Source organism: Mesomycoplasma neurolyticum (assembly GCF_900660485.1).
GTDB classification, from domain to species: domain Bacteria; phylum Bacillota_I; class Bacilli_A; order Mycoplasmatales; family Metamycoplasmataceae; genus Mesomycoplasma_A; species Mesomycoplasma_A neurolyticum.
The window spans coordinates 399,025-415,014 of the sequence record NZ_LR214951.1; the positions used below are offsets into that span (position 1 = coordinate 399,025).

A 15,990-nucleotide genomic window follows, 5' to 3' on the forward strand; every position below is an offset into this window, starting at 1 on the left:
TTTGAATTCTTTATTCAAAAAAAATATTGCTTGATCGAATCTATAAAATACAAAAAAACAAACACATTTTTAGTGTGTTTGCTTAAAAAACAAATAATTTTTTAGATATTTTTTTTGAAGTATCAAGCTGGATCTTTAATATCATATTTGGATTTATGTTCATATTTTGAATTAGTTCCAGCAGGAATTTTATGTCCAACAATAATATTTTCTTTTAGTCCTTCTAGTTTATCAACTTGTGATGAAATAGAAGCATGAACTAAAATTTTTGATGTCTCTTGGTATGAAGCAGCAGCTAAAAACGAATCTGATAATAATGGTGTTTGTTTTGCACCTTTAATAATCATTTCCCCAAATGCTGGCTTTTTCTTTTGTGCTAATAATTTACCATTTACTTCTTGATATTCAAAAACATCAACAAATGTACCAACGAATAATTCTGAATCACCTGCATCTTTAATTAAAATTTTAGAAAGCATTTGACGAATAATGATTTCAATATACTTATCACTAATTGCAATACCTTGCATTCTATAAAGTCTCTGAATTTCTTTTAATAAATAATTTTGCACTTTTCTTGCATCTGTGTAATTAAGTAATTCTTTTAAAATAATAGGACCTTCGGTAATTTTTTGCCCTGGTACTACACTATCACCTACAGTTACTCTTAATTTTTGGTTTTGTTGCACAAAGAATGATTTAATTAATACTTCATTATTGTCATTTGAAGTGTATTCCATTCTAACTAAAAAAGCTCCTGTATTTAATTTAGTGTTTTTATCTTTTACTTCTTCAATTGATTTAATAATACCTTTGAAAGGTGAAATTAAAGCTGGTTTACCTCATGGACGATCATAAGCATCAATTAATTCAATTAATCTAGCAAAACCACCTGTAATATCTTCAACACCGGCAACCCCTCCAGAGTGGAAAGTACGCATGGTAAGCTGTGTTCCTGGTTCACCAATTGATTGTGCAGCTATAATTCCAACCGCTTCACCTATTGCAACAATTCTATTAGTTGCAAGATCTTTACCATAACATTTTTTACATACACCATTGCGAACATGACAACTTAAAATAGATCTAATATCAACTTCAGTGATTCCTGCATCAATAATTTTATTAGCAATTTCAGCTGTAATAAATTTATTTTTATTAATAATTAATTCATTTGTAATTGGATGATAAATCGCTGAGTTAGTGTATCTCCCTTCAATTCTTTCATACAATGAAACAATTGTAGTTTTAGTTTTAGTATCAATAATATCACGAACAATGTAGCCGAAGTCTGAACCACAGTCATTTTCTTTTACAACTATATTTTGGGCAACATCAACTAAACGACGAGTTAAATAACCTGATTTAGCTGTGTTAAGAGCTGTATCTGTAAGTCCTTTTCTCCCCCCGTGAGTTGATGAATAGAACTCAAAAGAGGTAAGCCCTTCTAAGAAGGAACTTTTAACTGGTACCTCAACAGTTGAACGCACAACTCTATCATTTTCAGCATCAGCTTTAAGAGTTTTAACGTTATTAGCCATCAATCCCCTCATCCCTGATAATTGAACAAAGTTAGAAATATTTGCTCTAGCTCCTGATTTCATCATCATAAATAATGAATTATTATCCATTTTTTCAACTACATCAGCTAATTCTTTTTGAATTTTTTCTTTAACTTGAATTCATTTATCAATACTTAAGGTATATCTTTCATCATCTGTAAGCATCCCTATTTTGAAAAATTCATTTAAATTGGAAATATATGCATCACCTTCTTGAATGTATTTTTGTTTTTCAACTTCTGAACGCATTTCATCAATTGAAATTGATGTTCCGGAAATAGTTGAATATTCAAAACCTAAATCTTTAATTTTGTCAAGAATTTCAGCTACTAAATTAGTATATCTAAATCAAACATTTGTTAAAAGTTCGATTTTAATTTCATTTTCTAAAGAAAAGTCAAAATCATTATATTTAATACCTTTACCTAATTTACGTGTAAGTTTGACAAATTCTTCTTTTGTAAATTTAGCTAAATTTACTGCATGTTGAGGAGAAATAACATCTTCTTTATAGTCAATTAATTTAGAATATAAATTAAGAGCATTTTCATAAATGTCATTTTCTTCATCATCAAATGACATTTTTTTAATAACACTTGCAACATCTTCCATAGAAACCACAATGTCAAATGCATCATAAATTTGTCTAATAATTTTAGCAATATGTTTTTTTGTAAGTGGCTTGTTATAGTCAAGATTTTCAATAAATTCTAAAAGATTATGACCTTTTGGTACAGTGTATTTTTCCAATTTTTTCTCTTGAGTTTCTTGTAAATTATCTACATCTGTGTCAAAAATAAAAGGAAAACTTTGTGGTAAGGCATTATTAAAAATAAATTTACCTACTGAAGAAACAATTAAATTAGAATGAATTTTTACAGTTTTTTTAACTTCGTTGTAAGGTAAGGCAACTCTTGAATTAAGACTTACAGCACCAGCTTCATAAGCTCTGATTAAATCATTATAAGTTCCATAATAACTACCTTCACCTTTTGCACTACGGTCATCACGAAGCTCTTGAGTTAAGTAATAAAGACCTAAAATCATATCTTGTGATGGGTTAACAATAGGTTCACCATCTTTAGGACCTAAAATATTTCTATTTGCAAGCATTAATTCACGTGATTCACGAATAGCTTCAGGACTAATAGGCACATGGACAGCCATTTGATCACCATCGAAGTCAGCATTAAATCCCGCTGTAACTAAAGGGTGAAGTTTGATAGCTCTCCCTCTTACTAAAACAGGTTCAAAAGCTCTAATTGATAAACGGTGAAGTGAAGGTGCTCTATTTAATAGAACCAATTTTCCTTCAATGACTTTTTCAACATGAGGTCAAATTTTTGGATCTAGTCCATCAATTGCTTTTCTTGCACTTTTAATTGAACTTGAAATATTTTCATCAATTAATCTTTTAATAATTAATGGCTCAAATAATTTTGCTGCCATTTCTCTTGGAATACCAGCTTGGTGCATTTTTAAATTTGGTCCAACAACAATAACACTACGTCCAGAGTAATCCACTCTTTTTCCTAAAAGGTTTTGTCTAAAACGACCTTTTTTCCTTGTAAGTGCATCAGATATTGACTTAAGTGGTCGTCCATCTTTTGATGGTGTAGCTTGAGGACTTTTTCTTTGGTTATCAATTAATGCATCAACTGCTTCTTGTATCATTCTAAGTTCATTTTGAATAATAAGCATTGGCGCATCTGTTTCATTTCATTTTTTTAGACGATTGTTTCTAATAATGATACGACGATATAATTCATTAATATCACTAGTTGAATGACGACCTGCATCAAGTTGAATTAAAGGTCTTAAATCAGCAGGAATAACAGGTAAATGTTTAATTAACATTGATTTTGGATCTTGTTTGGAATTAATAAAGGCATTTATAACTTGTAGTCTTTTGTAGAGTTTATCACGCTCTTGAATTTTAGAATTAGTAATTTTTTCTTTTGGAAGAGATTGAATTTCTTGAACTTCAGCTCAAATACTTTCTTTTTCTTTTTGTAAATCCAATTTATCTAATAAATATTCGATAGCTTTAGCACCTGTGCCAATTCTAGCATCTGAATACTCTTCAATAATTTCATTTAGTTCATAAAAATCAATTCCATATTCTTTTCCAACCTTAGAGCTAGAGTGATCACTTAAATTTCTTAAAGCTTCATCAAGTTCTTTATATGCCTCGGATTCAGGATCGTGTTTTTTTTGAATTTCCTTTAGAGCATCACGATAAATAATAGCAGCTTCATTTAATTCGATAATTAAATTTTTTGGTAAAGCTTTGATCCCTCCCGATTCAAGGATAATATGACTTTTATAATAAATCAATGACTCTAATGATGATTTAGAAACTGGACGATTTTTGTTATCATCCACTTTAATTCCTAATAATTTTGAAATGATAGAGTGATCAATTCTGAAATATCAAAAGTGAACCACAGGTGATTCAAGTTCAATATGCCCCATTCTTGATCTTCTTGAAATTTTAGCTAAAATTGTTGATTTTAGTTTTTTACATTGTTCAGATACAGTACAAATTGTACCTTCATTTGATTTTTTGTATTTTTTACCACAAATAGAACATTTAAAATCGATGATAGGTCCAAAAATTAATTCATCAAATAATCCTTCTCTTTCAGGTTTGAAGGTTTTATAGTTAATAGTTTCAGGTTTAGTAACTTCACCATTAGATCATTCTAAAACATCTTTTGATGTTGCAATAGAAAGTGAAATTTTTTCAATTGTATTTTCATCAATAGATGCATATTTACGAGAAACTTTTTGAATTTTTTCCATATTTATTTTCCCTTCTTATTAATTATAATTTTCTTCATCATTATCATCTAAATAATTTTTTAATACATCATCGCTGTATTCATCACTAAGTGCAAGTTCATTTTCATAACCTTCCATCTCTTCATAGCGAAGGTAATTATTTTCAAAATTCTTTTTATGAACTTCAAGTTTAATATTAAGACCTCTAAGTTCATAAGCAAGAACATTGAATGATTCAGGCATCCCTGGTTTTGGAATATCACCCCCAGAAATTAAAATATTATATAAAGTATTTCTTCCAATAATATTATCAGATTTATAAGTTAATAATTCTTGAAGAACTGTTGCAGCACCAAAAGCTTCCAATGCTCATGTTTCCATTTCTCCAAATCTTTGTCCACCATTTTGTGATTTTCCACCAAGTGGTTGTTGACTAATTAATGAATAAGGCCCAACACTACGAGCATTTATCTTGTCATCAACCATATGTTGAAGTTTAAGCATATACATAACACCAACAGAAACTTTAGAATCATATTGTTTTCCTGTAATTCCATCATAGAGAGTAAATCTTCCACTTTCTGGTAAATCAGCTTCTTTCAAAATAGAATCAAGACTTTCATTTTTAATACCATCAAAAACTGGTGAAACAAATTTTACATTTAATTTTTTAGCTGCCATCCCTAAGTGAAGCTCTAAAACTTGTCCAATATTCATCCTTGAAGCAACCCCTTGTGGATTTAATAAAATGTCAATTGGTGTTCCATCTTCTAAATATGGCATATCTTCAACAGGTAAAACTAAAGAAATAACCCCTTTATTTCCATGACGACCCGCCATTTTATCTCCAACTTTAATTTTTCTTTTTTGAGCAATGAAAACTTTAACTATTTTATCAATTCCATCTTCTAAGATGTCACCATTTGCTCTTGAGATAATTTGCACATCAATAACTGTTCCAGCATCACCATGTTTTACTTTTAGTGATGTGTCTTTTTGATTACTTCCTTTATTACCAAAAATTGCATTAAGTAATTTTTCTTCAGGAGTTGGATTATCTTCACCTTTAGGGCTAATTCTCCCAACTAAAATATCACCAGTATTTACTTCTGATCCTACTCTTACAATTCCGTTTTCATCTAAATGTCTTTTTGAACGAGTAGATGCATTAGGAATTTCACTAGTTAATGTATCATCACCAGCTTTAGATGTTCTAAATTGAATTGTTTGTTCTTCAATATGAATTGATGTGAATACATCATCTTTAACAAGTTTTTCACTAATGATAATAGCATCCTCAAAATTATAACCATGTCATGTAGTGAAAGCAACAAGAACATTTTTACCAAGAGCCAATTCTCCATCTTTAGTAGATGGTCCATCACAAACTAGTTGACCTTTTTCAATTGTCTCCCCTACTTCAACAGTTGGAATTTGATTAATTGTTGTACCTTGGTTAGATTTTTGAAAACTTTTTAAATAGTAAATATCTTCTTCTAAATTTTCATCAAAAGGTTTGATTTTAATAGTTTTTGCATCAACATAAGTAACTATTCCCGAGTTAAATGCTCTAATATTTGTAGCAGCATATTTTGCAATATCATGTTCAACCCCTGTACCAATTAATGGAGCTTCCGCTTCAATTAAAGGTACAGCTTGTCTTTGCATGTTAGCACCCATCAATACCCGGTTAGAATCATCATTTTCCAAAAAAGGAATAGCACTTGAAGCAATTGAAGTCATTTGTTTTGAAGCAACAGCAATATAATCAATTTCTTCTGGTTTTACAATTAAATATTGATAATCTTTTCTAACTGTAATAAATTCATCAATAATTTTATTATTTTCATCAATAGTTACTGATGACTGGGCAAAAGTATATCCATATTCATCTACAGCTGTTAATCATTTTACTTCACCATAATTTACAACCCCATTTTTAACAGGGAAATATGGTGTTTGAATAAAACCAAAATCATCTATTTTTGAATATGTAGCTAAGTTTAAAATAAGTCCAATGTTTTGACCTTCAGGTGTTTCAATAGGACAAATTCTACCATAATAAGTAGAGTGAACAACCCGCACTTCAAATTGTGCAGTTTCTCTATTTAAACCACCAGGTCCTAGTGATGTGATTCTTCTTTTGTTTGCAAGTTCAGATAATGGATTAACTTGATCCATAAATTGTGATAATTTTGATGTGTTGAAAAATGTTTTAAACTGGTTGTAAATAGGTTTATTATTAGTAATATTTTTTGGATTAATTTTATCACTTTCTTTTGAAGAAAGTTTTTCTTTAGTATTTTTTTCTAATTTTAATAAACCAAGTAAAAATTGTTTTTGTAATAGTTCTCCAACAGCAACAATTCTTTTATTAATTAATGAATCTAAATCATCATCTTTACCTAAATTAAAAATTAAGTTAAAGTAATATGAAATAATCGCAATAATATCAGGTAATACTAAATGCATTTCAGTAGAATTAGGATCGTTAGAAATAACTAAAACTGGTTTTGCATTTGTTTCAAATGATTTTTTATTTGGTCAAACCTTAATCATTATTACTTTATTTTTTGTAGCTAAATTTGGATTAATATTAAGTTGCTTACCATATACTTTTTCAACCTCAATATCTGGAATTATTGTAAGTGGTAGTGTTCCTTTTTCAAATTGTTTTTGAATTTCTCTAGCTAAACTAGAAGTTATAAAAGTCCCTTTTTCATATAAAACTTCACCATACTCATTAACCAAATCTTCAGCTAAATATGTCTCGATTATTCTTTCGATTAAATTAAGCTTTTTATTTAATTTGTATCTACCTGTTTTTGATAAATTATATCTTCTTTCATTAAACAATGTATTAGGTAAAAAATTTCATGTAGCATCTTCTGTTACTCTATCACCTTTTCTAATAATTCTGTAGATATTTTCTAATTTACCTTTTTGCTCATCTTCTTCAATTTTTTTCTCTTTTTTTAGAGATTCTAATAAAACATCAGATTCACCAAAAAGTTCAACAATTGTTTTTCTTTTAAAACCTAAAGCAATTAAGAATGTAATTAAAGGAATATTTTTGTGTTTATCAATTCTAAACTTTATTGTATCAATTGTATTACCAGTTACTCTATGAAAAATTTCAAGTCATGAACCCACATCAGGTAATAGTTCAACTTTGTTAAAAAGGTCATCTGCTTGTTTATTACGAACATTTTTACCAAAATAAGCACCTGGTGATCTTATCAATTGTGAAACAACAACTTTTTCTGAACCATTTATAATGAAAGTTCCGCCTTTTGACATCAAGGGGATTTCTCCATATAAAACTTCTCTTTCATCAATTTCACCTGTTTCAACAGTATGCTTTCTTAAAAGAGCAATAATTTTACCTACATAAGAAGTTCCTTTTTGTTTAGCCTCTTGTATAGCTTTAAATTCATTTTTAGGTTTTTCTATTCTTACGCTACCTTTTATAAACTCAATTTCTATTTTTCCATTTGAAGAAATAATTGGATAAATTTTTGCAAGAGACTCTTCAATCCCTTCTTTTAAAAATCAATTAAATGATTTTCTTTGAGTTTCTAAATAATCAGGAGTGTCTAAAGTTATTTTAGTTTTTGAATAATCACGTCTTTCTGTTTTTGAACCAAATTTTCTAATTTTATATTCCATGTTCAACTCCAATATTTTTTATACTTTTTGATATAAACAAAAAAACTAATCTTATTATAAAAAACATAACAAGACTAGTTATAGTGTTTTAAAAAAAACTAATTTTCATTTGCATAAACAGAAGCAACTTTTCTATTTCTTTTTCTTTCGAATTTAACATATCCATCAATTAATGAATATAAAGTATCATCATTTCCTCTACCAACATTTAAGCCAGGGAAAATTTTTGTACCTCTTTGTCTTAAAATAATTGCTCCAGCACTTGCATATTGTCCATCACTTAGTTTAACACCTAAACGTCTACCTGCTGAATCTCTACCATTTCTGGTGGATCCAGCTGCTTTGGTTTTTGCCATTTATCAATACCTCTTTTCCTACAATTTAATTTCAGTTATTTTAACACGTGTATATGGTTGACGGTGCCCAAGCTTTCTTTTGTGTGTTGATTTAGCATTGTGACGATATACAATAATTTTTTTTGATTTCCCTTGTTTTTCAACAACACCTTTAACAGATGCATTTGAAACAAAAGGTGTTCCAATTTTAGAACCTACTAATAAAACTTCATCAAAAACAACTTCTTTACCTTCTTCAACATTAATTTTTTCAATAAAAATAGTGTCATCTTTTTTAACTAAAAGTTGTTTTCCACCTGTTTTAATAATCGCGAACATTTTGTCCTCCCCTTATAATAAGTCTCATCTTTGAGGCAACATGATAATGTTTTAAAGCCTTTTTAGAATGGTTACATATAAGTAACATTTACAATTATAATAAAAATTTTTTTTTCACCAAATAAAAAAACTATTTTTTTTCTAAAACTAAAAATTGAAAAGGTTTAAGGGTTTTAAAATTATCTATTATCCCAGTTCAATTGTAGCTGTTTATTTTGCATACATAATTGCTAAAATTAAATAAAAATCTTGTTTCTTTTTTTGATAAATTTATTACAAATATTACATTTTTATTTATTTTTTTGATTTTTATAAATAAAATTTTAGGATTTAAAAAATGACTAGATATTTTAGAATTTTTATATGTAGGCAATGAATCAGAAAACAAATTTTTAAAGTCTATTAAATTCTTATATCATAAAAATAATGAATCTCTATTTTCTAAATTAGTCTCAAGATTGTTTATTTTATAATTTTTAGGTGTTGCAAAATACAATATTTTTTTAAAATTAAAACCAAGTGAAGAATCTGAGTTTCAAGCAAAAATCGCTTTATTATTTAATTTAGACAATAAACTCCTAGTTATAAAATCACTTTCTTTTTTGTTATTAGGAAATAAATTTATATCTTTTGATCTTAAATATTCTTTTTTATCATATAAATAATCTTCATATTCAAAATTAATATTTTCTTGCCCAATTTCATCACCTTGCAAAATATAAATATTATGATTATTTAAAATAAAAATTGCTGCCATTAATTTATTAAAAAAAACTTTTATATCATTTGAAAAAAAGAAACGAGAATTAATTTTTGCATATTCATCATTGTTAAATAAAAAAATAACTTTTTTTGGAAATTTAATGATTTTTTTAATTAAATATTTCATTACTTTATGGCTGTATTTTTTTAACAAATCTTGATTATTTTTTTTATTTATTAAAAATTCAGACCAAAAATCTAAAAAATATTCATCAAAACTAAACTTTTTAATTTGTCTAATAATTTCAAGTGAATTTTTATGAAAAAAATAAAAATTAAATTGACCTATGAAAATCAATTTCTTTTTGTTTTCAATATTTTTAATTAAATTATTTATAAAGATAAATAATTTTTTCTTATTAACTTGCATTTTTTCAGACAAATAATCAATATTTTTCAAAATAATTTTGTCAATTCCTAATTCAATATATAAATTCATTATTTTGAAAAAAATTTTTTTTATTTCATTTGAATCAAAAACAAAATTATTAATTTTATCATTGACTTTTTCAATATAGTATGAACTAGTTTTTTTAAATGTTAAATTTAAAAAATCTTGATTTTCAGAACTATTTATAATTTCAAAATTTTTAAGTAATTTTGAATATTCATTAATTTTTTTAAAATCAAATATCATTGAAATCTTAATTCCTATTTTTTTTGATTTTTTAATTAATTTTTGTAAATCTTCAAAAGAACCAAAATGTTTTTTTATAAAAAGATTATTTGTTATTTCTTCATAATTTTCTAAAAAAGAATCAAAAATTAAATTATTTATTTTTAATTTTTTGAAATAATTTATTTTTTCTAAAATACCATTATAATCGCCAATACCTGATGAGTTTGAATCATAAAAATATCAATAATTAAGTTTATAATAAATTTCATTCATTTTATTCATGACTTTTTAAATTATAAGTAAAGTTTAAATATTTTTGCTAAAAATTAATTAGTTAAGAAATTTAAAAAAAATAAATCAAAAGCTAATTTATCACTAATTTGGCCTTTTTTTAATTTTTCATCAATTTTAAAACATGAATTAATTAATTTTCTAGCCTTTTTTGCTGAATATTTATTTAAAAATAATTCAGCTTTTTTTAGCCTAAAAATTTTAATACCGAATTTTATTGATAATTCATCAAGTGAAAATTTTTTCTTAAAAATATCCACAATATTAACTATTCATAAAAACGAATTAATTTGTGATAATAATAAACTTCTAGGAACACCACTATTAATTTTTTTTTGGCTTTCATTAAAAAGATTTTGAAAATCTAGTTTAATAAATGTTTCTATAAACGCGAAATCATTTTCAGATGCAAAATCCATAACTAAATTATCAATAGCTAATTCTGTAATTTCTTCATTATTAAAATAAGATAATTTTTTTATTTCATTAACAATTAAATCTAAATTATTTGGTAATTTTGAAACTAATTTTAAAAAATTAATATTTGAAATTTTCAGTTTGTTTGATTCTATTATTTTTTTAGTATATTTTTCAATTTCATTTTCTTTTATTTTTGAAATTTCTTTAAAATTACTATTTTTTATTAAAAAATTAAATAATAAATTATTTTTATTTAACACTTCTTTTTTCTCTAATAAAAATGTAAAAATAAAAATTTTATTTTTATTTTGAATATTTTTTTGCAAAATTTCAATTATTTTTTTGTTTTTATTATCATCGTTTTTTTGTAAAAAAATTAAATTACTAATAATAAAAATTTCAGTTTTTTCAAACAAACTAAAATTATCTATTTTTGATAAAAAATCATTGATTTCAATTTCATCGTTAATTTTAACTAAATCATAATTAAAATAATTATTTATTACTTTTTTAACTTCTAAATTTATTAAAAAGCGCTCATCACCATAAAAAAAATACATTTGTTTATATCTTACATTATTTATTGAATTTTTTTTCATTTTTTTTAATTAATGGCAAAAACAAGAAATGTACAATGACAAATAAAATAATAACTTTTTTTGGTATTGGAATTTCTATAATTATTTGATAATTAGAAATAATTGTTAAGAAGTATAAAATATTTCCACAAATAAAATCTAGAAAATTTTTACTTCAAAAAAATATCAAGGTAAAAATATAAAAAAATGAAATAAAAGGTGTAAAAATAATGGAATTGAAAATTGAAAAAACATTGTAATTATAATTACCAAAAAAATTTAAAATAAAAAAAGATGCAATATTTGCAAAAATAGAAATAAAAATAAAATTTAATATTTTGCTTTTAATCTTTAAGTTGATTATCAGAATAATGATCAATGATATAAAAAAACTCAAAATAAACGAAATAGAAAAAATGATATAAATATTTTTTACAATAAAAACTAACCCCACAAAAATTAAAATCTCATAATTTTTGTATTTTTTATTAAAAATATTTTTATTTATTTCAATTAAAAACAAAAATACAAAAGCCCTTATTGCTGAAATAGGAAAATTTAAAATAGTTAAATAAAAAAAGGAAAAAATCAAAAATAAAATGAAAATAATTCAATTCTTAATTTTTGTCCAACTCAAAAATTTAAAAAAAATAACTTTTATAAACCCAATGTGAAAACCAGAAATAACAAATAAATGGTAAATTTGTATTTTTTTTAAAATATTTACAACTTCATTATTTTCTAAATAGTTTTTCCCTAATAACAATAAAGGTATAAATTTTAAATAATTTTTTTTTGAATTTAAAATAAAATCCTGTATTTGTGTTAAAAAATTAATATTTTTATTAGCAAACTCTAATTTATTTATTTTAGAAACTTTATAAAAAATTTCTTGTGAAAACCAATAGTTATTTTTTGGATCATTATTAATTTTTTCAATCAATAAATCTGCAAAATAGAATGAATTTTGTCTGATGTTTTTTGAAAATATAAGAATTTTTTTATTTTTATATTCTAGTAAAAAGTTATCTTTAAAAATTTCATATTTTACTTCAATTTTATCTTTTATTTCAAATGTTTTTATATCTTGATAATAAATCTGCAATTTCAAAAAAATAAATATAACAAATAAAAAATAAATAAATATTTTTCATTTGTCATTTCATAACAAAAGCAAAAAAAATAAAAATAAAATTGCAAAAAAAATAAAAAGATTTGGATTTTTAAAAAATAAAATAGTGAACAATAATAAGAAAAAAAATATTATTCATGAATAAAAATATTTTGCATTTTTTCAATAGTTTTTGGTCCAACCCCATAAATGGCTTCAATATCTTTTCATGTAATTTTTTTATCCTTGTTTTCTTTCAAAAAGTTTAATATTTTTTCACTAATATTTTTATTCACTTTTGCTTTTGTTAAAAAATCTTCATCAATATCATTTAGTGATAATTCATCTTTTGCAAAATCATTTTTTGTTTTTTTATTTTTAATTTTTTTTTCTTTATTTTGATTGTGGGTATTTTTTGTTTTTTGAATTATTTTTTTTTGTTTTAATTTTTCTTTTTCTTCATAAGTATTTTTATTGTTTGTGTTATTTATCGATGATTTATCATTTATTATCAAAAATTTATTTTCATTGCTTATTTTTTTTGAATTAAATTTATTATTTTTTTTAGATGACATATCTTTTTGAATATTTTCTGTTTTTTTCACAAAAGGGACATAAATATTTTTATTTTCTCAAATTTTAGTTTCTAAATTTATATTAGAAAGATCTGCAGATGGTAAAACAGATGCTTTAAATAAAATTTCTCTAATAGTTACGCCTTTTTTAAAAGGAAAATTAATATCATATTTGACAGCACCTTGAGTTCTGACTGATATAAAAGAATTGTTTTGCTGATTTTTATTTAAACTTAAATTTTGCTTGTTTGAATTTTTTATATTTAAAAAATAAAAAAACCCAAATAAAGAACTAATAGCAATAAAAACTGCTATTCCAAAAAATATTTTTATTTTTTTGATTTTGTATTTAAGCATTTAATTTAAATAGAAAATAATTAACAAAAAATTTAAAAATAAAAAAAAATAAGAAATAATAAATATTTTAAAAATTTAATATATAATGTATGAAGCATTGGTCAATTGCTGTGTATTTAATACATAGAGGAAAGTCCGCGCTAGCACTGACTGAGATGTCAGTAGTGTTCATGCTAAGTCCAATAAACTTAGGCCTAGACGACAAGTGCCACAGAGACGAGCTTATTAAATTAAGGTGAAACGCGGTAAACTCCATGAGCTAGAAACCCAAATTTAGGTAGGGGAACTAAACAAAGGAAATTCAACTTTTGTTTAGAAGTTATTAAATTAATAACTTAGATAAATAATTGACGTTTTATTTTTAAAATAAATTACAGAACGCGGCTTATAAATGCAAAAAAAGGGGTATTTCCCTTTTTTTTATTCATTATTATCTTATTATTTATTAATGTTTTATAATTTATATTATGTATAATATATATTTTTTATGCAATAAAAATTTACAAATATAAGGGGTAAAAATGACAAAAATTAATTTAAAAGATGATTTCTTCCATGCAATAAATCAAGAATGATTTGAAAAAAGCAAAATACCTAATGATAAAACATCTATTAGTCCTTGAGTGGAAAATGCAATTCAAATTGAAAAGTTAATTAAAAAACTTTTTAAAAAATGAAGCAAAAATCCTAATAAAATTCCAAACAATCCTTATTTAAGGCAAGCTGTAAAATTTTATAATCTTGTTATAAATGAAGAAAAAAGAGAGGAACTTGGTTGAAGTCCGATAAAAGCAAAGTTAAATGAAATTGAAAGAATAAATTCTTTTGATGAAATTTTTAATAATTGATCAAAATATAATAAAATGTTCACTTACTTACCTTTAGCTATTGATGTAGGGGAAGATTTTAAAAATGATAGCAAAAATATTGCTTGAATTTTGGAACACTCCACAATTTTGGAAAATAAAACAATATATGAGAATAAAAAAGAAAAAGAAAGACATTTAAGAGTTTGAACAAGAGTTGTTATGAAACTTTTGTTAAATTACGGCAAAAGCGAAGAAGAAGCAAAAACACTTATAAAAAAAGCCATCCAATTTGATAATTTATATAAAGATTATGTTTTAAGTCCTGAACAACTTTCAAATTATGTTTCACTTTATAATTTAAAAACAAGAAAAGAAATTAGAAGTTTTTCAAAAAAAATTGATATTTTGAAAGTTATTGATGAAACATTTGGTAAAAAAATTAATAAAATTTCTGTTCAAAATTTAGAACATTTATCAAAAATTGATGAAATTTTCGATAACAAAAATTTTGAAAATTATAAAGCTTTATTTTTTATTAAAAATTTACTTTCAAATGTTGGTCTTCTTTCTGAAAAAATTAGAAAAATTGCTTTTGAATACACTAAATTTGCATACTCTATTAAAAAAATGAAAAAATTGGAAGATTATGCTATTTCATTAACTTTAAAATTCTTTGGAATGCCTTTTGGTCTTTATTATGCTAAGAAATATTTTGGTAAAAAAGCAAAACAAGATGTAGAATTTATGGTTGAAAACATCATCAAAGAATACACAGAAAGATTAAATAATAATAATTGATTAAGCCAAAATACTATTAACACCGCAATTAAAAAACTTTCAAAATTAAAAGTAATGATTGGTTTCCCTGAAAGAATTGAACAATTTTATAAAGAGTTTATAGTTAATGATTATTCAGAGAATGGTAATTTAGTTAATAATGCTGAAAAATTTAGTTTGATTTTACACAAATATAAAATTTCACTTTATAATAAAAAAGAAAATGACAAATATTGAAAAATGAGTCCTATAGAAATTAATGCTTATTATGATCCAATTAAAAATTTAATGGTATTTCCAGCAGGTATTTTAAGCAAACCTTTTTATGACATCAAAAGATCTACATCAGCAAATTACTCAGGGATAGGTGCTGTTATTGCTCATGAAATATCGCATGGTTTTGACAACAATGGCGCTAATTTTGATGAAAATGGTAATTTAAATAATTGATGAACTCAAGAAGATTATCAGCAATTTCAAGAGAAAACAAACCAAGTTATAAAATTATATGATGGTTTTGAAACTGAATATGGTAAAGTTAATGGTAAATTAACTGTTTCAGAAAATATAGCAGATATTGGTGGTTTTAGTTGTGCGCTTAGTGCAGCACAAAAAGAAAAAGACTTTGATGCTAAAGTATTTTTCGAAACATGAGCTGAAATTTGAAAATCTAAATATACTGAAAATGCTGCAAAAAGACGTCTTGAATCAGATGTGCATGCTCCTGCCAAAGCTAGAGTTAATGTTGTTGTGGCAAATGAAGATTTATTCTATAGAACATACAATATAAACGAACAAGATAAAATGTTTATTCCATCACAAAAAAGAGTTAAAATTTGATAAAAGTATTTAAAAAAGCATCCAAGATTAAGTCTTGGTGCTTTTTTAATATATATTTAATATTTTAAGTTATTAAATTTTATTCATTGTTTTTAAAAAACAAAAAAACAATGTTTATTTTAATATTCTTTGTTTACTGATATTAAGAAAATATTAATAATC

The 15,990-nt window shown here is 24.4% G+C and carries 9 protein-coding genes, 1 other RNA gene and 1 other annotated feature; of the genes, 2 read left to right on the forward strand and 8 right to left on the reverse strand.

Features of this window, described 5'->3' with window-relative positions:
• Positions 1-101 precede the first annotated feature (101 nt).
• The 8 genes from EXC65_RS01765 to EXC65_RS01800 form a co-directional block, all read right to left on the reverse strand.
• Positions 102-4,367: a DNA-directed RNA polymerase subunit beta' gene (locus EXC65_RS01765; protein WP_129719783.1), complete on the reverse strand. Its 4,266-nt coding sequence runs from the start codon at positions 4,365-4,367 to the stop codon at positions 102-104.
• Positions 4,368-4,385: 18 nt separating this feature from the next.
• Positions 4,386-8,015 carry a DNA-directed RNA polymerase subunit beta gene (gene rpoB / locus EXC65_RS01770; protein WP_129719784.1) on the reverse strand — a complete coding sequence of 1,210 codons (3,630 nt, stop codon included), beginning with the start codon at positions 8,013-8,015 and terminating at the stop codon, positions 4,386-4,388.
• Positions 8,016-8,113: 98 nt separating this feature from the next.
• Positions 8,114-8,371: a 50S ribosomal protein L27 gene (gene rpmA, locus EXC65_RS01775; RefSeq protein WP_129719785.1), complete on the reverse strand. Its 258-nt coding sequence runs from the start codon at positions 8,369-8,371 to the stop codon at positions 8,114-8,116.
• Positions 8,372-8,389: 18 nt separating this feature from the next.
• Entirely contained in the window at positions 8,390-8,689 is a 300-nt protein-coding gene (gene rplU, locus EXC65_RS01780) for a 50S ribosomal protein L21 (protein ID WP_129719786.1), read from the reverse strand.
• Positions 8,690-8,699: 10 nt separating this feature from the next.
• Positions 8,700-8,772: a sequence feature (ribosomal protein L21 leader region), on the reverse strand.
• 47 nt (positions 8,773-8,819) lie between these two features.
• The gene (locus EXC65_RS01785) at positions 8,820-10,352 is read right to left on the reverse strand and encodes an alpha-amylase family glycosyl hydrolase (RefSeq protein WP_129719787.1); all 1,533 of its coding nucleotides are present in this window, start codon (positions 10,350-10,352) and stop codon (positions 8,820-8,822) included.
• Between the two features lie 44 nt (positions 10,353-10,396).
• Positions 10,397-11,380 carry a DNA polymerase III subunit delta gene (gene holA / locus EXC65_RS01790; protein ID WP_129719788.1) on the reverse strand — a complete coding sequence of 328 codons (984 nt, stop codon included), beginning with the start codon at positions 11,378-11,380 and terminating at the stop codon, positions 10,397-10,399.
• A complete protein-coding gene (locus tag EXC65_RS01795) occupies positions 11,358-12,701 on the reverse strand; it encodes an MAG0480 family ComEC-like protein (RefSeq protein ID WP_408631345.1) in 1,344 nt (447 codons plus the stop codon). The genes holA and EXC65_RS01795 overlap by 23 nt, the downstream gene beginning before the upstream one ends.
• On the reverse strand, positions 12,623-13,402 hold the full coding sequence (locus EXC65_RS01800; protein ID WP_129719790.1) for a hypothetical protein: 780 nt from the start codon (positions 13,400-13,402) through the stop codon (positions 12,623-12,625). Before EXC65_RS01800 ends, EXC65_RS01795 begins: the two co-directional genes overlap by 79 nt.
• A 93-nt stretch (positions 13,403-13,495) precedes the next feature.
• Here EXC65_RS01800 and rnpB point away from each other — a divergent pair.
• Together rnpB and EXC65_RS01810 are read left to right on the forward strand one after the other, a co-directional pair.
• Positions 13,496-13,795: RNase P RNA component class B (gene rnpB, locus EXC65_RS01805), an RNA gene on the forward strand.
• A 128-nt stretch (positions 13,796-13,923) separates the two neighbouring features.
• Complete coding sequence (locus EXC65_RS01810; RefSeq protein WP_129719791.1) at positions 13,924-15,831, forward strand: M13 family metallopeptidase; 1,908 nt, start codon at positions 13,924-13,926, stop codon at positions 15,829-15,831.
• Positions 15,832-15,990: the final 159 nt, after the last annotated feature.